Here is a 21,717-nt window from a genome sequence, read left to right as displayed (position 1 = left end):
CTCGCTCTAAAACGACAATATTTATCGAGTTAGCGTGAAAGCAAAGCAGATTCAAAGGGCCTAAACGAAAAAAGGCCTCCTGCGGAGGCCTTTTGCGATGTTGTAGTATCAATTGTTTGCAATACCAATAACAAACAATCACACCACTATTAAACAGTTAAGCTGGTAGCTGAACACCACTTAAGTCTTCATCTTTAGATACATTCTTCATCTCACCAGCAACAATCTCTGCTAGTGGACCAAGAATAACTTGTAGGTTGTTTGTACCTAGCTTCACAACTCCCATAGCTCCAAGATCTTTCAGAGTTTTCTCATTGATAACGCTCATATCTTTCACAGAAAGGCGCAAACGAGTAATACAGGCATCGATAGAACTTAGGTTGTCATGACCGCCAAGTGCTTTCAAGTACTGACGAGCAAGCTCTGAAGAATTGCTTGATCCAGCCACGTTAGATGAAGCTTCTTCATCATCTTCACGTCCCGGTGTTTTAAGGCCAAACTTAACAATCACGGTACGGAACACGAAGTAGTAAACCGCAAAGAAACCAAGACCTTGTACAATGAGCATGTACCAGTTTACCGCTAGCGGGTTACGAGTCGACAATACTAAGTCGACTAAACCAGCAGAGAAACCGAAACCTGCAATCCACTGCATTGATGCCGCGATATAAACTGATAGACCAGTCAGCGCTGCGTGAAGAACGTACAGTCCTGGAGCAAGGAACATGAATGCAAATTCAAGTGGTTCTGTTACACCTGTAAAGAATGAAGCAAACGCAGCTGCAATCATGATAGATGCCACTTTCTCTTTATTCTTTGATTTCGCAGTATGGTACATCGCTAGAGCAGCGCCTGGTAAACCAAACATCATGATTGGGAAGAAGCCCGCTTGGTACATCCCCGTAACACCTACCGTTGCCGTGCCTTCAGCTAATGATTTCGCACCGCCAAGGAAGTTTGGAATGTCATTAATACCAGCGACATCAAACCAGAACACTGAGTTTAGTGCATGGTGCAGACCAACAGGAATTAGAAGACGGTTGAAGAATGCGTAAACACCTGCACCTGCTTCACCCATACCTTGAATGCTTTCACCAAAACTTACCAGACCGCCGTAAACTGATGGCCAAACGTACATCAGGATGAACGCAATAACGATACCAGCAAAAGACGTTAGGATAGGTACAAGACGCTTGCCAGAGAAAAACGCCAGTGCTTTGTGCAGCTCTACGTGAGAAAAACGGTTGTACAACTCAGCAGAAACAATACCAACCAAGATACCGACGAACTGGTTATTGATTTTACCAAATGCAGCAGGTACTTCACTTGGGTCAATGCCTTGAATTTGTGATACTGCACCAGGGGCCAAAAGCGTTGTGACAACTAAGAAGCCCACGAAGCCTGAAAGTGCAGCGGCGCCATCTTTGTCTTTAGACATTCCATAAGCAACACCAACAGCGAACAATACTGACATGTTGTCAATGATCGCTGCACCAGCTTTAATAAGAAATGCAGCAAGTGCACTGTTTGCGCCCCAGCCATTTGGGTCGATCCAGTAGCCAATACCCATGAGTATTGCTGCTGCAGGAAGTGTGGCAACCGGCACCATAAGCGCCTTACCCACCTTCTGGAAGTATCCGAGAATGTTCACCTTAAGTTCCCCCTATAGGATTAGATGTTATGTTGAATGACTTATTTCAGCCGTCCAATTTAGTCATCCTAAGTTTATGATATTAATTTTGCTCCGCAAATTAAAAGCTCACCGTTTGTGATCATAATCACCACAATTTGCCCTTTCGGAAGGTTTTTGCTAGCGAGATCATAAAACTTATTTTATTATACGAAAAAATGGCGTTTTAAAGATAATATTCTCGCACTTTATGCAAGGCAGAATCAGTGTTATTTTGGTATCTAGGCGGGTAAATCACTGTAACTTTGCTCTGAAAAAGAATCATAAAAAACCATACAATTATTACTTTTCAGTTAGTTACTATGACAATAACATCGATAAAACGCGACTTGCTGTATGTGACTCGTTATCTAATTCAGTGATACAAACTAAGTACCCATATGACTGAAGCAGTCTCTACTTAGATAACGATATAGAAATTGAATTCTCATCTATAAGGACTAGCTGACTATGTACGCGCTAAGTAACTGTAAAATTTATACCGGTAGTGATGTTCTTACCGATCATGCGGTCATCATCGAAAACGATCTTATTCAATCTATTGTGCCGGTTTCTGAGCTACCTCAAAGCATCGAAGTAAAAGACCTTGCAGGCGCTAATCTAAGTCCAGGCTTTATCGATCTGCAGTTGAACGGTTGTGGCGGTGTAATGCTAAACGATGCAATTACCCCTGAAACCATGCAAATCATGCACCAGGCAAACCTCAAATCTGGCTGTACTAGCTTCCTGCCAACACTCATTACATCATCTGATGAAGATATGCGAACTGCAATTGCCGCAGCTCGTGAGTACCACAACAAATATCAAAATCAATCGCTTGGTTTACACCTCGAAGGTCCTTACCTTAACGTCGCGAAAAAAGGCATCCATAACGTCGATTTTATTCGCCCATCAGACGAAAGCATGATCGACCTTATCTGCGCAAACGCCGATATCGTAGCGAAAGTAACACTAGCACCTGAGCATAACGACCCAGAGCATATTGCGCGATTAAAGGCTGCTGGCATCGTGGTTTCAATTGGCCACACAAATGCAACCTACGCCGAAGCACGTAAAAGCTTTGAAGCAGGCATTACTTTTGCTACACACCTCTTTAATGCAATGACACCAATGGTTGGTCGTGAACCAGGAGTTGTTGGTGCAATTTACGATACTCCTGACGTTTATGCTGGCATTATTGCTGATGGTTTTCACGTCGACTACGCAAACATCCGAATTGCTCATAAAATCAAAGGTGAAAAGCTTGTTTTGGTGACGGATGCCACAGCTCCAGCAGGTGCTAACATTGATCACTTTATTTTTGTCGGTAAGAAAGTATATTACCGAGATGGTAAGTGTGTTGATGAAAATGGCACGCTAGGCGGCTCAGCTTTGACAATGATTGAAGCAGTTCAGAATTCAGTTGAGCACGCGGGGATCGCTTTAGACGAAGCTCTACGAATGGCCACGTTATACCCAGCAACAGCAATTGGTGTTGAGGATCGCCTTGGCCGAGTTCGAAAAGGGATGGTTGCAAACCTGACTATTTTCGATCGTGACTTTAAAGTAAAAGCGACGGTTGTTAACGGACAATACGAGCAAAATTAAGCATGAATGGCGGACAGATTGGTAATGTAGATTTAGTAAAACAGCTTAACAGCGCTGCGGTATATAGGCTGATTGATCAGCAAGGTCCTATCTCCCGTATTCAAGTCGCGGACGTGAGTCAGCTCGCGCCTGCTAGTGTTACCAAAATAACCCGCCAACTTTTAGAGCGCGGCCTTATTAAGGAGGTCGCCCAACAAGCTTCAACTGGTGGTCGTCGTGCGATCTCTTTGACTACTGAAGTCAAACCTTTTCATTCGATTGCCGTTCGCTTAGGTCGAGATTACGTACAGTTCAGTTTATACGATTTAGGTGGCACCGCGCTTGCAGAAGATCAGCATGAATTGCACTACACTAACCAAGCAGACTTAATCGCAGGGCTTATCGATTTATTAAAAGATTTCGTAAGCCGTTGCGAAGACAAAATTGATCAACTCATCGCTATCGGCATCACTTTACCGGGCCTTGTTAACCCAACAACTGGCGTGGTCGAATACATGCCTAATACCGATATCGATAATCTTGCTCTCGGTGAAATTGTTGGAGAGAAGTTTAATACAGCATGCTTTGTTGGCAACGACGTACGTGGCATGGCGTTGGCTGAGCACTACTTTGGAGCAAGCCAAGACTGCCAGGATTCTATTTTGGTTAGCGTCCACCGCGGTACTGGCGCAGGTATTATCGTTAACGGCCAGGTTTTTCTTGGTTTTAACCGCAACGTCGGTGAAATTGGTCATATCCAAATTGACCCGCTTGGTGAGCAATGCCAATGTGGAAACTTTGGCTGTTTAGAAACCGTAGCTGCAAACCCAGCGATTATTCAACGAGTGAAGCAACTGATTACTCAAGGATACGAATCAAGCTTAACCGACCTTGAAAACATCACAATTGAAGCGGTATGTCAGCACGCAATGAATGGTGATGAACTTGCGAAACAGAGTTTAGTGCGAGTGGGCAACCAGCTAGGTAAAGCGATTGCGATTACGGTTAACTTATTTAATCCACAGAAAATTGTAATTGCTGGCGATATTACTGCAGCACAAGATATTGTTTTCCCTGCAATTCAACGCAATGTAGAGAATCAATCTCTTAAAACTTTCCATAACGACCTCCCTATCGTGGCTTCTCACATTGATAAGCAGCCAACGATGGGCGCATTTGCGATGATTAAACGCGCTATGCTGAACGGAGTTTTGTTACAAAAGTTACTGGAAGACTAAGTTTATACAACCAATTGAGTTACAATCTCGGGCTGTGTTTTCACAGCCCGTTTTTGTATATCAGGAATACAGCTTAACAGTATGGAAATTATTCTAATTACAGCCGCTTTTTTAGCTGGTTTTATTGCGCTTAAATGCAGCCTCCCTCCCCTCGTTGGTTTTCTACTAGCTGGATTTGGCTTGCATGCATTTGGTTACCAAAGCAATGACGTTATCGTCACTCTCGCAGATCTTGGTGTTACTCTTCTTCTGTTTACTATTGGACTCAAACTCGATGTAAAAACCCTGCTGTCCAAAGAAATATGGGGAGGGGCAACCGCCCACAACATACTCTCTACCGCTTTTTTTGCCCTAGCGTTATCCGGCTTAAAACTACTGGGCTTGACTTCGCTAGCCAGTATGGACGGCAGCCAAATCCTGCTTTTAGCTTTTGCACTATCGTTCTCTAGTACCGTTTTTGCCGTAAAAGCATTGCAAGAAAAAGGCGAAATGAACGCGACCTACGGCACACTCGCGATCGGTATCTTGGTTATGCAAGATATTTTTGCCGTAGTATTCCTGACTGCTTCAACCGGAAAAGTCCCAGAATGGTATGCCATCGGTTTGTTCGCACTGCCTTTCCTTCGTCCTCTATTCTATAAGCTGCTCGATAAAGTTGGCCACGGCGAAATGCTAGTGCTATTCGGTATTTTCTTCGCGCTTGTTATCGGTGCTGGGCTATTCGAGTTGGTCGGGATGAAACCAGACTTGGGCGCGCTAATTTTAGGCATGCTACTCGCAGGTCACCCAAAAGCCTCAGAACTATCCAAGTCATTATTCAATATGAAGGAGCTCTTTTTAGTCTGCTTCTTTTTGAACATTGGTTTATCCGCCTCATTGAGCGTGAATGGCGTCGTTCTCGCCCTGCTATTTATCTTACTGCTACCAATCAAAGGACTCTTGTACTTCGTCACTATTAATCATTTTAAGTTTCGAGTACGTACCTCTTTGCTCGCCTCTTTATCACTATTTAACTACAGTGAGTTTGGTCTTATTGTTGCTGGGTTGGCCTATAAAATGGGCTGGATGCCAAGTGATATGCTTGCTGCGATTGCGGTTGCGGTGTCGGTATCCTTTGTAATTTCCGCGCCACTTAACCGCCTTAGCCATAAAATTTATCGACATTCAGGTAAGTGGCTGCAAGAGACAGCGGTAGAAAAGCTCAATCAACGCGACCAACTCATCAACCCAGGTCATGCCCAAGTATTGATCTTAGGTATGGGGCGTATTGGAACGGGCGCTTATGATGAGCTACGCTCACGCTATGGCAAAATTTCATTGGGTATAGAAATTCGTGAAGACGCTGCACATCATCATCGTTCAGAAGGAAGAAATGTGATTTCTGGTGATGCCACCGACCCGGATTTCTGGGAGCGAATTTTAGATACAGGTCATGTAAAACTGGTTCTGCTTGCAATGCCACATCATCAAGGTAACCAAACAGCACTTGAGCAGCTTAAACGCAGAAAATATAAAGGGCAAATTGCCGCTATCGCCGAATACCCAGATCAATTGGAAGGCTTACTTGAAAATGGCGTTGACGCAGCATTCAATATTTATAGTGAAGCTGGTAGCGGTTTTGCTCGACACGTCTGTAAACAACTTCAACCTAAATTCACACCAATTAAATAAGCAACAGCACTGATATTTTTCGGAAGGCTTTCTATTGATAGAAAGCCTTTTTTGTATAGTTTTTATACCAAACCTTGATCTCATTCACCAAAACAACGGTTGAGTTAAATATTTTCCATACAACAAGGCCTTTTATCATTTTTTTAATCACAAAACGTTGCTTTTTTTATTAGTAATGGCAAATTTAAACCATACCGATTAGAAATTGTTTAGTTTAGTAAGGATGTAGTATGTGTTCAGTATTTGGCATTTTAGACATTAAAAGCGATGCAGCCGCATTGCGCCCTATCGCATTAGAGATGTCGAAAAAACTTCGTCACCGTGGCCCAGACTGGTCTGGGATTTACTCTTCAGAGCGTGCTATTTTAGCGCACGAGCGCTTGGCGATTGTTGGTCTAAATAGTGGTGCACAGCCGCTATACAGCCCTGATAAGAAGCTCATCCTTGCCGTCAATGGTGAAATCTACAACCATAAAGAAATTCGTGCTCGTTACGAAGGAAAGTACGAATTTCAAACCGATTCAGACTGTGAAGTCATTCTTGCACTTTACCAAGATATGGGTGCAGATCTCCTTGAAGAACTAAACGGTATTTTCGCTTTTGTGCTCTACGACGAAGAAAAAGATGAGTATTTAGTCGGACGTGACCATATTGGTATTATCCCTCTTTATCAAGGTCACGATGAGCATGGTAACTACTATGTGGCATCAGAGATGAAGGCTCTTGTTCCAGTATGTAAAACAGTAAGTGAATTCCCTCCTGGTAGCTATTACAGCTCTAAAGATACTGAGCCAACACGTTACTATGTTCGTGACTGGAACGAGTACGCAGCAGTACAAGGCAACAGCACTAGCAAAGAAGAATTGACTGAAGCGCTAGAAGCGGCTGTTAAACGCCAACTAATGACTGACGTGCCTTACGGTGTACTTCTTTCGGGCGGTCTAGATTCTTCTATTACATCTGCGGTAGCAAAACGCTTTGCAGCGATGCGTATTGAAGATGATGAAAAGTCTGAAGCTTGGTGGCCTCAACTGCACTCTTTTGCTGTTGGCCTAGAAGGCGCGCCTGACCTGAAAGCCGCTCGCGAAGTTGCCGACCAAATTGGTACCGTTCACCACGAAATGACGTACACGATTCAAGAAGGTTTGGACGCGATTCGTGACGTGATTTACCACATTGAAACGTATGACGTGACGACTATCCGCGCATCAACACCTATGTTCTTAATGGGTCGTAAGATCAAAGCGATGGGTATCAAGATGGTATTGTCTGGTGAGGGCGCTGACGAAATCTTTGGTGGCTACCTTTACTTCCACAAGGCGCCAAACGCGAAAGAGTTCCACGAGGAGACAGTGCGTAAACTGCTTGCTCTGAACATGTTCGACTGTGCTCGTGCTAACAAGTCGCTGGCAGCATGGGGAGTTGAAGGACGCGTACCTTTCCTAGATAAAGAGTTCATAGATGTAGCAATGCGCTTGAACCCAGCAGACAAGATGTGTGGCAACGGTAAAATGGAGAAACACATCCTTCGTGAGTGCTTCGAGCACTACCTGCCAGAATCGATCGCATGGCGTCAAAAAGAGCAATTCTCTGATGGCGTTGGCTACAGCTGGATCGATACGCTGAAAGAAGTAGCGGAACAGAAAGTGACAGACCAGCAGATGGAAACAGCTCAATATCGATTCCCATACAACACGCCAACGACAAAAGAAGGCTACGTGTACCGTGAAATATTTGAAGAGTTATTCCCACTTCCATCAGCAGCAGAGTGTGTACCAGGAGGCCCTTCAGTAGCGTGTTCTTCAGCGAAGGCGATTGAATGGGATGAATCGTTCCAAAACTGTGTTGACCCATCAGGTCGTGCAGTACAGACCGTTCACAACGACTCATACTAATTCTCTACGATAAAGATAAGGGTCGGTTCGTCCAACCCTTTTAAAACAGACAGAAAATTAGATACGATCAAAAAGAGGTGCTTTTGCACCTCTTTTTATGTTTGATGGAATTAGGCTATTTTAAATCTAAATCACTATTGTCTATGCTGACAGGCACACGCTTGGTGATCATCTGAACTAGCATAATTGAGCGTTTCTCACCATCTTGTTCTTGGAAGATGGCATCTATGCCCGCAAATTGACCGCTTTTAACTCTAATTTGATCGCCTGGTTTTGGCATGCATTCAGAAACGGTATTGTCATTACAACACTTTTCTAGCTGCATCAATTCGAAGACCAAGTCACCTTGAACTTCTTTCGGTTGAGCACCAAAACGCACAAAGTCAACAACACCTCGAGTAGAGCGGACTGAGGTGAAGTTTGGCCCTTGCTCATAATCAAAGTAAGCGAATACGTAACAAGGAAACAGCGGTTCCTCGACTTTTTGTCTTTTACCGCGCAAAATCTTCTCAACTTCTACAGTTGGATAAAAGCACTCTACACCTTGGTTTTCAAGGTGTTGTTTCGCCCTAACCTGCTCCCCACGTTTACAATAAAGTAGATACCAACGTTTCATCTTTTTACTAGCCAATTCTATTTTGTTTTTATCCTAGCATTAAGCCAAAGTTGAGTCATTGATATTCAGTTTATCTATAAAAGTATGATTATACATCGCTCGCATTAACGAAATTTTTCAGCAACTTACGATAAAGAAGTCCATAGGCAAAAATGGAAATTAAGTTTGTAACACAACCAATACACCATCATATAATCTGCAAATCCAACCAAAAACAGCCACTTAACAAACAAAAATAGTTGAATGGCAAAATTTTATTATTTGTCACTCGTTGAATTGCATTGTATACGTAGAAGTCGTTAAAAAATGTAATAACTATTATTAGAAGAGCTTATGTCAAACCAACATCAATATTTTGGTCATCCACGTGGCCTGTTCTTATTGTTCGGTACTGAACTGTGGGAACGCTTTTCTTACTACGCAATGCGTGCCATTCTCGTGCTTTACCTTACTGATACAACAATGAATGGCGGCCTTGGCTGGTCAACCAAAGACGCATTAGACCTATACGGCATATACACAGGGCTTGTGTATATCACGCCTCTTATCGGTGGTTACCTAGCAGATAACTATTTAGGTCAACGTCGCTCAATTTTGCTTGGTGGCGCGTTAATGGCCATCGGCCAGTTTACTCTTGCACTTCCTGCTGATGCTTTAGGTATTGGTTCGCTACACAGTTTCTATTTAGGTCTTGGCCTACTTATCACTGGTAACGGTCTCTTTAAGCCAAATATCTCAACCATGGTTGGCGACCTTTATCAAGAAGGTGACAACCGTCGTGACGGCGCATTCACTATCTTTTATATGGGTATCAACTTAGGTGCATTACTTGCCGGCGTCGTTTCTGGCTCTGTGACAACCTCTTACGGTTGGAAAGCTGGCTTTGTTGCCGCTGGTGTGGGTATGCTGGTTAGCCTAGTGATGCAAATGGTACTGGCTCAATCATGGCTTGGTGATATTGGCCGCGAACCAGCGGCGAAACGAGATCTAAATAACAAAAACGCCACCACGAAGCAGCCACTCACCAAAGAAGAAGTGAATCGACTAAAAGTAATTCTGGTCATGAGCTTATTCACTATTGTCTTCTGGGCAGGCTTTGAACAAGCAGGTGGCCTGATGAACATCTACACTCAACAATATACTGATCGCATGATTGGTGGTTTTGAAGTTCCTGCTGCGTGGTTCCAATCACTAAACCCATTTTTCATTATTACTCTAGCGCCAGTCCTAGCCGTCCTTTGGGTAAAATTGGGTAAACGTGAACCTACTTCGCCAGTGAAATTTGCAATGGCACTATTTTTCTTAGCGATTGGTTTCCTTTGTATGGTTGGCGCAGTGCTAGAACAAGGTGGAGATACAACAGTAAAAACATCGATGTTATGGTTGGTCGGCGCTTTCTTCTTCCACACATTAGGCGAGCTGTGTTTATCACCAATTGGTCTTTCATTGGTGACTAAATTAGCACCGCTTCGCTTAGCTTCACTTATGATGGGTGCATGGTTTGGCTGTAATGCGATTGCTAACTATGTTGCGGGCTATGTGGGCTCTCACGTAGGCGAGTTAGGCGCTATGGCTATCTTTAGTGGTATTGCGGTCAGCGCAACCGTAAGTGGCGTAATTTTGCTCCTGTTCTCTAATACACTCGTTCGCTGGATGCATGGCGCTGAAAATACGCACAGCACGGCAGAGCAAGTAGAAGAGCAGCAAGTACAAGTTGCTTGATCGCTCAACTAAACGTAGAAAGGGTCGCTATTGCGACCCTTTTTTGTATCTAAAGTTTAGATTGAACTAACTCAACCATCATCTCGATATGAAGTTCACTATCGTTCAAACAAGGGATGTAGGTAAAGTTTTCGCCACCAGCTTCAAGGAAAATCTCTTTACACTCTTCCGAGATCTCTTCCAACGTCTCTAAACAATCTGACGAAAATGCAGGGGTCACAACATTAATATTTTTCACACCCTTTGCAGGAAGTGCTTCTAGGGTCTTATCGGTATAAGGTTGAAGCCACTCTTCTCTCCCAAATCGGGACTGATACGTCATGCCAATTTGTTGTTCGCTTAAACCTAACGCTTCCCCAAGCAAGCGAGTCGTCTCTTCACAATGCTGTGGGTAAACATCACCATTGTCAGCATAGCGTTTTGGAATACCATGATAAGAACACAGCAGGTAATCTCCCTGGCCATTCTTTTGCCAATGTTCACGAACTGAATGCGCTAACGCTTCAATATATTTCGGGTGATTGTAATAATCACGAATAAAGCTAAAGCCTGGCATCACCGGCAGGTTTTTAAATGCTTTAGTGATTCCGTCAGAAACCGCTGCCGTTGTTGTGCCCGAGTATTGCGGATACAAAGGTAAAACAATGACTTCATCAACGCCTTGCGCCAATAGGGCTTCAAAGCCTGATTGTAAACTTGGGTTACCATACGTCATACCAAGCTCTACAGGTATATCAAGCTTTTGTGCTAACTTTTCAGTTTGGCGTTTAGAGTACACCATCAACGGCGAGCCCTCTTCCATCCATACTGATTGATAGAGTTTGGCAACTTTAGGAGCTCGGATAGGAAGGATAACGCCGTGCAATAGTGGACACCAAAGCCATCGAGTCATGTCTACCACTCGGTGATCATGAAGAAACTGACTTAAAAAGCGCTTTACGGCAGGAGCGGTTGGTGCGTCAGGAGTTCCCAGGTTAACTAGGAGTACACCCTGTTTATTATTCTCTTTCATAACATCCTATTCATGGTAAACGGCTTGGTTCATATATTTAAGTAACCTCGAAGTAACGAATAGCCGAGCTGAAGTTAATTAGATATATGTTTACGAGTAAACTAAAAAAAGCGACCACTTGGGCCGCTTTCAATATATCAAAATATTAAATTTTTGACTTCAGCAAATTAAGATAGTGCTTTCTCGATATCCGCACTAACTTCAGCTACTTGCTTAGTACCATCAAACTTAAGGTACTTAGTCTTGCCTGCTTCAGCTTCTTTGCCGTAGTAGTTGATTAGTGGCGCAGTTTGCTCGTGGTAAACACCTAGACGAGCACGTACTGTTTCTTCTTTGTCGTCATCACGAACAACAAGATCTTCACCAGTTACATCATCTTTACCTTCCACTTTAGGCGGGTTGTAAACCACGTGGTAAGTACGACCAGAAGGAAGGTGAGCACGACGACCAGCCATACGCTCAACAATCACATCGTCTGCAACGTCAAATTCGATAACGTAGTCTACGTCTACGCCCATTTCTTTTAGGCCGTCAGCTTGAGGGATAGTACGTGGGAAACCATCTAGTAGGAAACCGTTTGCACAGTCTTCTTGAGCGATACGCTCTTTGATAAGACCAAGGATGATTTCATCAGAAACTAGCTGACCAGCGTCAATAACAGCTTTAGCTTGTTTACCAAGCTCTGTACCTGCTTTGATAGCAGCACGAAGCATATCACCAGTAGAGATTTGTGGAATACCGTATTTTTCCATGATGAAGTTTGCTTGTGTGCCTTTACCTGCACCTGGAGCACCTAGAAGAATGATGCGCATGATTTATCCTCTTTAATATTTAAGATTTATACCGAAGCTCACAATAGCTGACCTCTTAGACATCAAACCTGAGAAGCACCTGCAACGATAAGTTTCGGTATAACGTATATAGGCGAGCAAAAATACACGCCTTATTACTCACATTCAAGTCGCAGATTCTATCACAGGTTCTCTGAGCAAAGAGTGTATTAAGACTAAAGAATGTTAACAGTACCCTCTTTCATGCCCTATTGATTATTAACTCAGCACTTGAGATGCAAAATTTTGCGACAACAAACAAAAAGCTCGCGAAATGCGAGCTTTTTGATTTGCAGAGGTTATTACACCTTAGTCAAAAGTTGATTAACGGCTCCTAAGAACTCTGTTGGATCCTCAATAGAGCCTCGCTCCGCTAGCATTGCTTGACCAAGCAGAACTTCAACCCAGCGACCAAACGCTTCTTCATCGGCTTCGTCAGCCATACGCTTAACCAATTCGTGCTCAGGGTTTAGCTCAAAGATGTATTTCACTTCCGGCACAGCTTGACCAGCTGCCGCAAGAAGCTTCGCCATTTGAGTGCCCATTTCGTAATCGTCCGTTACCACAACAGCAGGCGTAGATGCGAGTTTGAAGGTCGTACGAACTTCTTTCACACGATCGCCTAGGTAAGACTTCGTGCGCTCTACAACCGACTTAAACTCTTCTTCGGTTTCTTTTTGCTTCTCTTTTTCTGCTTCATCTTCAAACTGACTTAGATCAAGCCCAGCTTTAGTGATTGACTGGAACTGTTTACCATCAAACTCAGTTAAGTAGTTCATCAGCCACTCATCAATGCGGTCGTACATCAAGATAACTTCAATGCCTTTCGCTTTGAACTGTTCTAAGTGAGGGCTGTTTTTCGCAGCTGCATAGCTGTCTGCCGTCAAGTAGTAGATCTTATCTTGACCTTCTTTCATGCGCTCAACGTAAGACGCCAAGCCCACAGTTTGCTCAGAAGAGTCCACTTCAGTTGAAGCAAAGCGCAATAAACCTGCGACTTTCTCTTTGTTTGCAAAGTCCTCCGCAGGGCCCTCTTTCATCACAAGACCAAACTCTTTCCAGAATGATTGGTATTTCTCTTCGTCATTCTTGGCCATACGCTCGAGCATCGTTAGCACGCGCTTAGTACAAGCATTACGTAGAGACTGAGTCACTTTATTGTCTTGTAAGATCTCACGCGATACGTTTAGCGGTAAATCGTTTGAGTCTATTAAACCACGTACGAAGCGTAAGTATGACGGCATAAATTGCTCTGCATCGTCCATAATGAATACGCGCTGTACGTACAGTTTCAAGCCTGATTTGTGGTCGCGGTTCATCATATCCCAAGGTGCTTTCGATGGGATGTATAGTAAGCTCGTGTAGTCGTTTTTACCTTCTACACGGTTATGACTCCAGACCAATGGATCGGCAAAGTCATGTGATACGTGCTTGTAGAACTCTTGATACTCTTCTTCTGAAATATCAGATTTGTTACGCGTCCACAGTGCTTGGGCTTTGTTGATTTGCTCCCACTTTTTCTCATCTGTTTCCTTGCCTTCGTCATCACGAACGACAGTTTGGATTGAAACAGGAATGCCGATGTGATCAGAGTACTTACTGATAACGTCACGTAGACGCCACTCATTCAAAAACTCTTTACCCTCTTCACGCATATGAAGAATGATGTCGGTACCACGTGACTCTTTGGTAATGTTTTCGATGGTGTACTCACCTTCACCCGCTGAGTGCCATTGTACCGCTTCATCAGCGGCTAGACCCGCAGCGCGAGTGCGCACGGTAACGGCGTCAGCAACGATAAATGCCGAGTAGAAACCAACACCAAACTGACCAATAAGCTGAGAGTCTTTGCTCTGCTCTTCAGATAGCTTTGAGAAAAACTCGGCTGTTCCAGATTTTGCGATTGTTCCTAAGTGCTCAATCACATCATCACGGCTCATACCGATACCGTTATCAGAAATGGTTAAGGTATTTGCGCTTTCATCAAACGACAGTTTCACGCAAAGGTCTGCATTACCTTCGTATAGATCTGGGTTAGATAACGCCTGAAAGCGCAGTTTGTCTGATGCATCTGATGCGTTAGAGATCAGCTCGCGCAAAAAGATCTCTTTATTTGAATAAAGAGAATGGATCATTAAATGCAGTAGTTGTTTTACTTCTGATTGAAAACCACGAGTTTCTTTATTTTGAGATACGGTTTCGCTCATGTGTGCTCCATAACATCTAAACTAATTGGCTTTTTCATAGGGACAAGTTTGTGACTTTCCCCTTGAAATCACCTTACCGAGATGTCATTTAACATGTGGCTGACAAATGTAAATTCAAGGTCAATATTGCTAAAAACGGTGTTTTTTTAGAAAATTTTAATTATCCTACCCGTCTAAAAGCATCTAAAATGTCGTGCGCACTCCAAGCGCCCCGGTAATTTTGTGACATAAATCACCATAATTACAACATCATCCATCTAAGAAGAACTAAATGACTAACATTGGCACCAAATTTCTACTTGCTCAAAGGTTCACCTTTGATCCAAATAGTAATTCGCTCGCTGACCAACAAAACGGCAACGACGTTGTACGATTAGGAAGCAACGAAAGCCGTATACTTCTGATGTTGGCAGAGAGACCAAACGAAGTTTTAACCCGTAACGAGCTTCACGAGTTTGTTTGGCGTGAGCAAGGTTTTGAGGTGGATGACTCAAGCCTGACTCAAGCGATTTCTACTCTGCGTAAGATGTTGAAGGATTCAACAAAATCTCCAGAGTTTGTTAAAACGGTACCTAAACGTGGCTACCAACTCATTTGTTCAGTGGAACGCTTGAGCCCATTTTCTACTGACTCTAACACTGACGTTGAAGAAACCGCTTCTGAACACGAAGCGCCAGCAGTGGAGTTAGAAGCGAGCGATACACCACCAACAGAGATAGTGACCGATACTACTGCTGATCTTGAGCCTCAAGTAGAGCCGACTAAAACTCAGCCGAAGCCAGCATCTAACACGATTAACTGGCTACCGCGTGTCATTATCTTTTTGTCTCTGCTGCTTCCTGTTTGCGTATTGTTATTCACGAACCCTGCGGAATCCCAATTCCGTCAGATTGGTGAGTATCAAAATGTACCAGTGATGACACCTGTAAATCACCCTCAAATCAACAACTGGTTGCCTTCAATAGAGCAATGCATTGAGCGCTACGTGAAGCACCATGCAGAAGACTCGTTGCCAGTTGAAGTGATTGCCACTGGTGGACAAAATAACCAGCTGATTCTGAACTACATTCATGACAGTAACCACTCTTACGAGAACGTAACACTGCGTATTTTCGCAGGTCAAAACGATCCAACAGACATCTGCAAATAAAGGAGGCCAATATGAAGATTAAATTAGCATCTGCGGTTTTGGCCGTATCCGTTCTTTTCAGTAGTTGGTTGTATTGGGGAAGTGACCTAAAAGTGGAGCAGCTCCTCACAGCAAACGAATGGCAGTCGACCATGGTGACAGTCATTACAGACAGCTTGCCTGACGATACTGTCGGCCCACTACGCCGAGTTAATGTTGAATCAAACGTGAAATATCTCCCTAATGGTGACTATATTCGCGTAGCAAATATAAAACTATTCGCTCAAGGTTCAACCGCAGAATCAACGATAAATATCTCGGAAAAAGGCCGCTGGGAAGTAAGTGACAACTATTTGTTGGTCTCGCCTTCGGAGTTTAAAGATATTTCATCTTCTCAATCAAAAGACTTTTCCGAAGCACAGCTACGTTTAATTACTCAAATTTTTAAGCTAGATGCGGAGCAAAGTCGTCGTATTGACGTCGTGAACGAAAAAACACTATTGCTCACTAGCTTGAACCACGGTTCTTCGGTACTGTTTAAAAACTAATTTTGATTGGATGATAAGGGGGCAAGACGCCCCCTTTGTTTTGCTTATGGATTGGCTAGATACCACTACTCTCTTTTTCGGTTCACTAATCGCCAACACGCTGGCTTCACTTTCCGGTGGCGGAGCAGGCTTGCTTCAATTCCCTTTACTCATCTTTCTCGGCTTACCGTTCTCCGTTGCGCTAGGCACACATAAGGTGGCTTCGGTCGCTTTAGGCTTAGGCGCAGCAAGCACGCATTTAAGATCAGGCACTATTAAATGGAAAGTCGCGCTCTACCTTATCTTGTCCGGCAGTATTGGCGTGATTTTAGGGGCTAACTTAATTGTACAGATCCCTGATGGTATCGCGGAAAAGATGCTCGGCACGATGATCCTAGCGCTGGGTATCTACTCGCGACTTAAGACATCGCTAGGCCAAGCTGAAGTAATACGCAACCGTCATCCTATTGGTTGGGTTATTGGTGGAATTGGCTTACTGTTTATCGGCATCATTAACGGATCTCTTACCGCAGGTTCTGGTTTGCTCGTGACACTATTTTTGGTGCGCTGGTTTGGTTACGACTACAAACAAGCCGTTGCTTACACCATGATTTGTGTCGGCCTGTTTTGGAATGGCATTGGAGGCATTGCCGTCGTACAGGCAGGGGCGCCTATTCACTGGGCTTGGTTACCTGTTTTATTGTTAAGCTCTTTTCTAGGCGGCAGTTTAGGCGCATGGGCCGCGACTCGATACAGTAACAGAGTGATTAAAGTTGCATTCGAAATTCTCACGTTTGCGGTGGGCATCAAGTTGCTGGTTTAAAAAGATTAAAAGGAAAGTTTCATGGATAAAGCAATCATTGATATTTATTACTGCCGCCAGTGCAACTGGATGTTGCGTTCAACTTGGCTATCGCAAGAATTACTGCATACTTTTAGTGAAGAAATAGAAACAATCAGCTTACACCCAGACACAGGTGGTCGCTTCGAAATTTTCTGTAATGGCCAGCAAATTTGGGAACGGAAAAAAGACAGCGGCTTTCCTGAAGCCAAGGTGCTAAAACAGCGCGTTAGAGACATTATCGACCCAGAACGCGATTTAGGACATTCAGACACAAAATAGGGAGCAATTCGCTCCCTATTTTTTTACTTAGTAAAACCGTTAAATCATGGTTTGTGCTAATACTTCGCCTTCTGGCGTTTTTACCGTTAGCTTATTGTCTTCTAGAGTACCAAAGCTTCTCGGTAAGCCATTACGTGGGAATGTCATCGAGCCTGGGTTGAATATAATGGCTCCATCTTGCATCTCTGCGACGGGAACATGTGTATGCCCGTGGGCGATGATATCACCTTCGCGCAGTGGCGGCCGTTTTTCAGAGTTGTACAAGTGACCATGAGTCAAAAAGATTCTCTTGCCAGATTCAAGTAGCACCCATGAGTAATCCATCATCATTGGAAACTTCAATAGCATTTGGTCCACTTCACTATCACAGTTGCCACGTACAGAAATAATTTGATCACTGTATTGGTTCAATAAGTCTGCTACCTGTGGAGGGTTGTAGCCTTCCGGAATAGGGTTTCGCGGCCCATGGTTTAGCGTATCTCCTAGCAAAATCAGGTGGTGCGCACCAGAGGCCAGAAATAGCTCAATGGTTTCTTTAGTTGCTGGCAAAGAGCCATGCAGGTCTGAGGCAAAAAATAGTTTCACGACATTGTCTCCTCAAAAAGTATGAGGTCATTCTACGGCATTTTTTTAGCAGCTCAACCTACGACGGTTTGAATACTACTGATAGCGCAATGATTCAATGACCATAGGCAAAACATAGAACCATGCTGCATACGCTGTTCCAACCAACACCAGTATCCAAAACACCATCGACATAAATTTTGATTTGGCTAGATGGTGCAGCGGATCGGGCTCTCCGCATCCTGGACATGCATGAGCGCGTTTTGAGATTTGTTTCTCACACACGGGGCAAGAGACTAAAGGCATGATACAGATTCCTCGACATTAGGCTTAGGGCGCAAAGAATAATGGTGAATTAACACATATGCAACCTAACATATATTAAATATTTTAGTTCTTTGTAACAGTCGCTGACTTGAGAAAAAATTCGTTGATTTTTCATTTATATCAACCTATTACACTTCTTCTCGCACCATACCATTGATGACAATATTGTTATAACTCACCATCCCAATGACCTCGCCACTTTCAATGACCGGCGCTCTGCTTATGCCAAATCGCTCAAACAAACGGGCACAATATTTTACGTTCATATCTGGTTCGACACACAAAGCGGGCTTGGTCATGATTTCATAAATATTTGTGCGCTGAGGAGAACGATTATTCGCCAGCACCTTTTTGGCGATATCATTCATCAACACGATGCCATATTCATCATTATCATCTCGCTTTTTCACCACCAGCGCTTTGACTTGGTATTTTTTCGCTAGCGTTATGCCTTCGTATACGGTCATCAGTCCATCAACCATTACATACGTTGCCGCCATAACATCTCGAACTCTAATTATCGTTTGATCACTCATAATTCATCCTCGACTACTTTGGTCAATGTCTCGACTTGATGCGCGACACCGACTGCATCTTCAATATCGATCTGAATAGCAATCCCCTGTCCCGACTCTCTGTCAAATTCACCAACCTCATTAATGGTTTCTAATATGTGTCGAGAGAGATGTTCCTCGACCACAAACAGCAGCACATCTTTTTGCACTTCTAGCGTTAAACCAAAAAACGTTCGCTTTTGATTTAAACCTTGCCCGCGAGCATTGTTAATCACTGTTGCACCGGTCGCACCAGCATCGCGTGCAGCGTCCAACACCTTGTCTGTTTTGCTGTCTTCAACAAACGCAAGTATCAATTTAAAGCGCATTTTCTTCTTCCTCCGAGATGTTTTTATTCAGCCACTGGGTTATTTGCGCATAGCCCATCACAGAGATCATAGGGAATAGACTGGCAAACGCGATCAAGCCAAAGCCATCAATCATTGGGTTTCTTCCAGGGACGGTCGAAGCAAGCCCTAACCCTAATGCAGTTACAAGTGGGACAGTGACAGTAGAAGTTGTTACGCCTCCAGAATCGTAGGCGAGTGGAACAATAAGCTTGGGAGCGTAAAACGTTTGAATCACAACGACGATGTAACCCGCGATGATGTAATAATGAATGGGATCGCCCACGACAATCCGGTAACTCCCTAATGCAATACCAATTGCCACCCCAAACGCAACGGCTACGCGCAAGCCGTTAATACTGATACTGCCTCCAGAGACTTGGTTTGCTTTTATCGCTACAGCGATTAAAGAAGGCTCTGCAATCGTGGTACTAAAGCCTATAAAAAAGGCGAAGGTGTAAACCCAATAATAGTCGACCCACATTAAGGCTTTCCCTACAGATACTTTGAACTCTTGTAAAAACTCCGGCGCCGTTAATTGCACAGCCATCGTCTCCCCAAGTGGAAACAACGCCATTTCTAATCCAAGTAAAAAAAGAGCTAGCCCGAAAATCACATAAACGAACCCAAGCAAAACTTTCTTAAGGTTGCTAACAGGACGCCTTAACACCGCTAACTGAAAACCAAAAATAATGCTGGCGATGGGAACGACGTCTCGAACGGTCGATAATAAAGTGTCTAGGAAATGATCAATTGAAATCATGTTACGACCATTCCGTAAACCATCACAAACATCATCGGTAACAGCGAGGCAAAAGCGATTAAACCAAAGCCATCCACCATAGGGTTACGCCCTTTAATAGAAGACGCTAAACCGACGCCCAGTGCAGTGACCAGAGGTACTGTTATGGTGGACGTGGTTACACCTCCTGAATCGTAAGCGACGCCAATAATGGCTTCAGGTGCAAACCACGTCAGTATTACAACGCCTACATAGCCACCAATTATCATGTAATGAATCGGCCACCCTTTTAAGATACGCAAAACGCCGATAACGATGGCTATCCCCACAGAGAGAGCTACTGTTACTCGAAGTCCTTCTCCGTAATCCTGCATGGACTGCTCTGAGTTAGCGATCATTCCGCCCTCTGCCGCAACTTCTGAGGCTTCTTCCGCTACCGCGGTCAATGCAGGTTCAGCTATCGTGGTGCCAAACCCCAAACAAAACGCAAAGACTAATAACCAAAACACGCTGCCTTTTTTTGCAAAGGCTTGAGCCATACTCTCTCCGATAGGAAAAAGACCAAGTTCTAGGCCAAAGATAAAAAAGGTTAATCCTAAAACGACAAGCAACAAGCCAAAAAGAATGGAGACCAGGTTGGGCAGCGGCTCTTGCAAAACGACTAATTGGAAAAAAGTGATAACAATGATGATGGGTAATAAGTCACGAGCACTATTGAGGAGCGCTCGAAAAAGCGCAACAAATGCTTCCATGCCTATCCTCCTTGATTGTGCAAACTGATTACGCCATTCCAATGAGCGATAACTTCTAGTCTGGCATAGATTTCACTCTTCTACCGTGAATGCACTAGCGCCATCTATAACATTTAGTTACATATTTTCTAATATGTGAAGTTAATAGTATCTCTGCCAGCTTGTCACTATCCCAGAAATAATGGTGTTGAGATGATCAAGCTAAGCACAAAACGACTATAATGTTCTAATACGTGTACATTCAAAGAGATAACATGAAGATATTACTCACAGGTGGCACTGGGTTTATTGGCTCGGAGTTGCTCAAGCTGCTATCAACTCACCAGGTTATGCTACTTACACGCTCTCCAGAGCGAGCAAAACAACGCCTACAGCATGCTGATCTGGGTAATATCGAATACCTTGACTCGCTCGAGTCGTTCGCCGATCTCAATCACGTTGATGCCGTCATTAATCTTGCAGGTGAGCCAATTGCGGATAAAAGGTGGACCAGCGAGCAAAAAGAAAAAATCTGCAAAAGTCGTTGGAAAATTACCGAGCAAATTGTTGAGCTGATCCACGCAAGTACCGAACCTCCCTCTGTTTTTATTAGTGGCTCGGCAGTTGGCTACTATGGTGATCAACAAGACCATCCGTTTGATGAGTGCTTACATGTTAATAGCGACGACTTTCCTCACGAGGTTTGTGCAAAGTGGGAGCAAATAGCCAAGCGCGCAGAGTCGGAACAAACACGGGTTTGTCTACTGAGAACTGGCGTGGTACTCGGCCTTAATGGTGGTGCGTTGGCAAAAATGCTATTACCTTACAAGCTTGGCGTAGGCGGCCCACTTGGGAACGGTAATCAGTACATGCCTTGGATTCACATCCTAGATATGGTCCGCGCCATCATGTACTTGCTTGAAACACCACATGCCCACGGTGCATTCAATATGTGCGCCCCCCATCCTGTGACTAATCGTATATTCAGCGGCACACTAGCTAAAACGCTAAAACGTCCGCATATCTTGTTCACGCCTAAATGGGCGATGGAACTCCTAATGGGAGAATCTTCCTGCTTATTGTTTGATAGCATGAGAGCCAAACCCAAAAAACTCACCGAACTGGGCTTTAAATTTAGCTACTCCAGAATAGAGCCAGCACTCAAGCACTTGCTTCATGACCGGAGCTGATGAATGATGGCTCTAATCAAGGTTTCTGAGTCTTAA

The 21,717-nt window shown here is 43.9% G+C and carries 21 protein-coding genes; 10 read left to right on the top strand and 11 right to left on the bottom strand.

Annotation, left to right across the window (positions count from 1 at the left end):
* Positions 1-157: 157 nt before the first annotated feature.
* Complete coding sequence (nagE, locus tag N646_RS14840; RefSeq protein WP_005384985.1) at positions 158-1,651, bottom strand: N-acetylglucosamine-specific PTS transporter subunit IIBC; 1,494 nt, start codon at positions 1,649-1,651, stop codon at positions 158-160.
* Positions 1,652-2,140: 489 nt separating this feature from the next.
* On the opposite strand from nagE, the gene nagA reads away from it, so the two are divergent.
* The 4 genes from nagA to asnB all read left to right on the top strand — a co-directional run bounded on the left by nagA (position 2,141) and on the right by asnB (position 8,060).
* Positions 2,141-3,277: an N-acetylglucosamine-6-phosphate deacetylase gene (gene nagA / locus N646_RS14835; protein ID WP_005384983.1), complete on the top strand. Its 1,137-nt coding sequence runs from the start codon at positions 2,141-2,143 to the stop codon at positions 3,275-3,277.
* A 2-nt stretch (positions 3,278-3,279) separates the two neighbouring features.
* Positions 3,280-4,494: a DNA-binding transcriptional regulator NagC gene (nagC, locus tag N646_RS14830; RefSeq protein WP_005382105.1), complete on the top strand. Its 1,215-nt coding sequence runs from the start codon at positions 3,280-3,282 to the stop codon at positions 4,492-4,494.
* Between the two features lie 81 nt (positions 4,495-4,575).
* Entirely contained in the window at positions 4,576-6,165 is a 1,590-nt protein-coding gene (locus tag N646_RS14825) for a cation:proton antiporter family protein (RefSeq protein ID WP_017819955.1), read from the top strand.
* 230 nt (positions 6,166-6,395) lie between these two features.
* The gene (gene asnB / locus N646_RS14820) at positions 6,396-8,060 is read left to right on the top strand and encodes an asparagine synthase B (protein ID WP_005384979.1); all 1,665 of its coding nucleotides are present in this window, start codon (positions 6,396-6,398) and stop codon (positions 8,058-8,060) included.
* A 115-nt stretch (positions 8,061-8,175) separates the two neighbouring features.
* Here asnB and rfaH read toward each other — a convergent pair whose 3' ends face one another.
* Positions 8,176-8,676, bottom strand: coding sequence for a transcription/translation regulatory transformer protein RfaH (gene rfaH / locus N646_RS14815; protein ID WP_005382098.1), 501 nt, complete (start codon positions 8,674-8,676; stop codon positions 8,176-8,178).
* A 333-nt stretch (positions 8,677-9,009) separates the two neighbouring features.
* On the opposite strand from rfaH, the gene N646_RS14810 reads away from it, so the two are divergent.
* On the top strand, positions 9,010-10,398 hold the full coding sequence (locus N646_RS14810; RefSeq protein ID WP_005382097.1) for a peptide MFS transporter: 1,389 nt from the start codon (positions 9,010-9,012) through the stop codon (positions 10,396-10,398).
* A 49-nt stretch (positions 10,399-10,447) separates the two neighbouring features.
* Here N646_RS14810 and hemH read toward each other — a convergent pair whose 3' ends face one another.
* The 3 genes from hemH to htpG all read right to left on the bottom strand — a co-directional run bounded on the left by hemH (position 10,448) and on the right by htpG (position 14,447).
* The gene (gene hemH / locus N646_RS14805; RefSeq protein WP_017819956.1) at positions 10,448-11,410 is read right to left on the bottom strand and encodes a ferrochelatase; all 963 of its coding nucleotides are present in this window, start codon (positions 11,408-11,410) and stop codon (positions 10,448-10,450) included.
* A gap of 167 nt (positions 11,411-11,577) precedes the next feature.
* The gene (gene adk, locus N646_RS14800; protein ID WP_005382094.1) at positions 11,578-12,222 is read right to left on the bottom strand and encodes an adenylate kinase; all 645 of its coding nucleotides are present in this window, start codon (positions 12,220-12,222) and stop codon (positions 11,578-11,580) included.
* 320 nt (positions 12,223-12,542) lie between these two features.
* A complete protein-coding gene (gene htpG, locus N646_RS14795; RefSeq protein ID WP_017819957.1) occupies positions 12,543-14,447 on the bottom strand; it encodes a molecular chaperone HtpG in 1,905 nt (634 codons plus the stop codon).
* Positions 14,448-14,718: 271 nt separating this feature from the next.
* Here htpG and N646_RS14790 point away from each other — a divergent pair, with 271 nt between their 5' ends.
* The 4 genes from N646_RS14790 to N646_RS14775 are packed head-to-tail and all read left to right on the top strand — an operon-like array spanning position 14,719 to position 17,226.
* On the top strand, positions 14,719-15,597 hold the full coding sequence (locus tag N646_RS14790) for a transcriptional regulator (protein WP_017819958.1): 879 nt from the start codon (positions 14,719-14,721) through the stop codon (positions 15,595-15,597).
* An 11-nt stretch (positions 15,598-15,608) separates the two neighbouring features.
* Positions 15,609-16,124, top strand: a complete 516-nt coding sequence (toxS, locus tag N646_RS14785) for a transmembrane regulator ToxS (protein WP_005382091.1) — start codon at positions 15,609-15,611, stop codon at positions 16,122-16,124.
* 46 nt (positions 16,125-16,170) lie between these two features.
* On the top strand, positions 16,171-16,926 hold the full coding sequence (locus N646_RS14780; protein WP_017819959.1) for a sulfite exporter TauE/SafE family protein: 756 nt from the start codon (positions 16,171-16,173) through the stop codon (positions 16,924-16,926).
* A gap of 21 nt (positions 16,927-16,947) precedes the next feature.
* Positions 16,948-17,226 carry a SelT/SelW/SelH family protein gene (locus tag N646_RS14775; RefSeq protein WP_005382088.1) on the top strand — a complete coding sequence of 93 codons (279 nt, stop codon included), beginning with the start codon at positions 16,948-16,950 and terminating at the stop codon, positions 17,224-17,226.
* A gap of 39 nt (positions 17,227-17,265) precedes the next feature.
* Here the strand turns inward: N646_RS14775 and yfcE are convergent, their stop codons facing one another.
* From yfcE to N646_RS14750, 6 genes are all read right to left on the bottom strand, one after another.
* Positions 17,266-17,811: a phosphodiesterase gene (gene yfcE, locus N646_RS14770; protein ID WP_017634822.1), complete on the bottom strand. Its 546-nt coding sequence runs from the start codon at positions 17,809-17,811 to the stop codon at positions 17,266-17,268.
* A gap of 75 nt (positions 17,812-17,886) precedes the next feature.
* On the bottom strand, positions 17,887-18,096 hold the full coding sequence (locus N646_RS24970; protein ID WP_005382086.1) for a hypothetical protein: 210 nt from the start codon (positions 18,094-18,096) through the stop codon (positions 17,887-17,889).
* Positions 18,097-18,245: 149 nt separating this feature from the next.
* Positions 18,246-18,653: a CBS domain-containing protein gene (locus N646_RS14765; RefSeq protein ID WP_005382085.1), complete on the bottom strand. Its 408-nt coding sequence runs from the start codon at positions 18,651-18,653 to the stop codon at positions 18,246-18,248.
* A complete protein-coding gene (locus N646_RS14760; protein ID WP_005382084.1) occupies positions 18,650-19,000 on the bottom strand; it encodes a P-II family nitrogen regulator in 351 nt (116 codons plus the stop codon). The genes N646_RS14765 and N646_RS14760 overlap by 4 nt, the downstream gene beginning before the upstream one ends.
* Positions 18,990-19,781: a DUF1538 domain-containing protein gene (locus tag N646_RS14755; protein WP_005389639.1), complete on the bottom strand. Its 792-nt coding sequence runs from the start codon at positions 19,779-19,781 to the stop codon at positions 18,990-18,992. Before N646_RS14755 ends, N646_RS14760 begins: the two co-directional genes overlap by 11 nt.
* On the bottom strand, positions 19,778-20,512 hold the full coding sequence (locus N646_RS14750) for a DUF1538 domain-containing protein (RefSeq protein WP_005382077.1): 735 nt from the start codon (positions 20,510-20,512) through the stop codon (positions 19,778-19,780). Before N646_RS14750 ends, N646_RS14755 begins: the two co-directional genes overlap by 4 nt.
* Before the next feature lie 254 nt (positions 20,513-20,766).
* Between N646_RS14750 and N646_RS14745 the strand changes: the two genes are divergently transcribed.
* Complete coding sequence (locus N646_RS14745; protein ID WP_005382076.1) at positions 20,767-21,681, top strand: TIGR01777 family oxidoreductase; 915 nt, start codon at positions 20,767-20,769, stop codon at positions 21,679-21,681.
* The last annotated feature ends 36 nt before the right edge of the window (positions 21,682-21,717 follow it).

The organism is Vibrio alginolyticus NBRC 15630 = ATCC 17749, assembly GCF_000354175.2.
In the GTDB taxonomy this organism is placed as follows: Bacteria; Pseudomonadota; Gammaproteobacteria; order Enterobacterales; family Vibrionaceae; genus Vibrio; species Vibrio alginolyticus.
This window is presented reverse-complemented; position numbering and strand designations above follow the sequence as displayed.

Bases quoted from the DNA above. Each gene is read 5' to 3' on its own strand.
- nagA (WP_005384983.1), top strand. From the start codon at position 2,141: ATGTACGCGCTAAGTAACTGTAAAATTTATACCGGTAGTGATGTTCTT.
- N646_RS14765 (WP_005382085.1), bottom strand. From the start codon at position 18,653: ATGAGTGATCAAACGATAATTAGAGTTCGAGATGTTATGGCGGCAACG.
- nagC (WP_005382105.1), top strand. From the start codon at position 3,280: ATGAATGGCGGACAGATTGGTAATGTAGATTTAGTAAAACAGCTTAAC.
- N646_RS14750 (WP_005382077.1), bottom strand. From the start codon at position 20,512: ATGGAAGCATTTGTTGCGCTTTTTCGAGCGCTCCTCAATAGTGCTCGT.
- N646_RS14745 (WP_005382076.1), top strand. From the start codon at position 20,767: ATGAAGATATTACTCACAGGTGGCACTGGGTTTATTGGCTCGGAGTTG.
- N646_RS14755 (WP_005389639.1), bottom strand. From the start codon at position 19,781: ATGATTTCAATTGATCATTTCCTAGACACTTTATTATCGACCGTTCGA.
- N646_RS14775 (WP_005382088.1), top strand. From the start codon at position 16,948: ATGGATAAAGCAATCATTGATATTTATTACTGCCGCCAGTGCAACTGG.
- N646_RS24970 (WP_005382086.1), bottom strand. From the start codon at position 18,096: ATGCCTTTAGTCTCTTGCCCCGTGTGTGAGAAACAAATCTCAAAACGC.
- htpG (WP_017819957.1), bottom strand. From the start codon at position 14,447: ATGAGCGAAACCGTATCTCAAAATAAAGAAACTCGTGGTTTTCAATCA.
- N646_RS14790 (WP_017819958.1), top strand. From the start codon at position 14,719: ATGACTAACATTGGCACCAAATTTCTACTTGCTCAAAGGTTCACCTTT.
- N646_RS14780 (WP_017819959.1), top strand. From the start codon at position 16,171: ATGGATTGGCTAGATACCACTACTCTCTTTTTCGGTTCACTAATCGCC.
- adk (WP_005382094.1), bottom strand. From the start codon at position 12,222: ATGCGCATCATTCTTCTAGGTGCTCCAGGTGCAGGTAAAGGCACACAA.
- hemH (WP_017819956.1), bottom strand. From the start codon at position 11,410: ATGAAAGAGAATAATAAACAGGGTGTACTCCTAGTTAACCTGGGAACT.
- N646_RS14825 (WP_017819955.1), top strand. From the start codon at position 4,576: ATGGAAATTATTCTAATTACAGCCGCTTTTTTAGCTGGTTTTATTGCG.
- N646_RS14760 (WP_005382084.1), bottom strand. From the start codon at position 19,000: ATGCGCTTTAAATTGATACTTGCGTTTGTTGAAGACAGCAAAACAGAC.
- toxS (WP_005382091.1), top strand. From the start codon at position 15,609: ATGAAGATTAAATTAGCATCTGCGGTTTTGGCCGTATCCGTTCTTTTC.
- N646_RS14810 (WP_005382097.1), top strand. From the start codon at position 9,010: ATGTCAAACCAACATCAATATTTTGGTCATCCACGTGGCCTGTTCTTA.
- asnB (WP_005384979.1), top strand. From the start codon at position 6,396: ATGTGTTCAGTATTTGGCATTTTAGACATTAAAAGCGATGCAGCCGCA.
- rfaH (WP_005382098.1), bottom strand. From the start codon at position 8,676: ATGAAACGTTGGTATCTACTTTATTGTAAACGTGGGGAGCAGGTTAGG.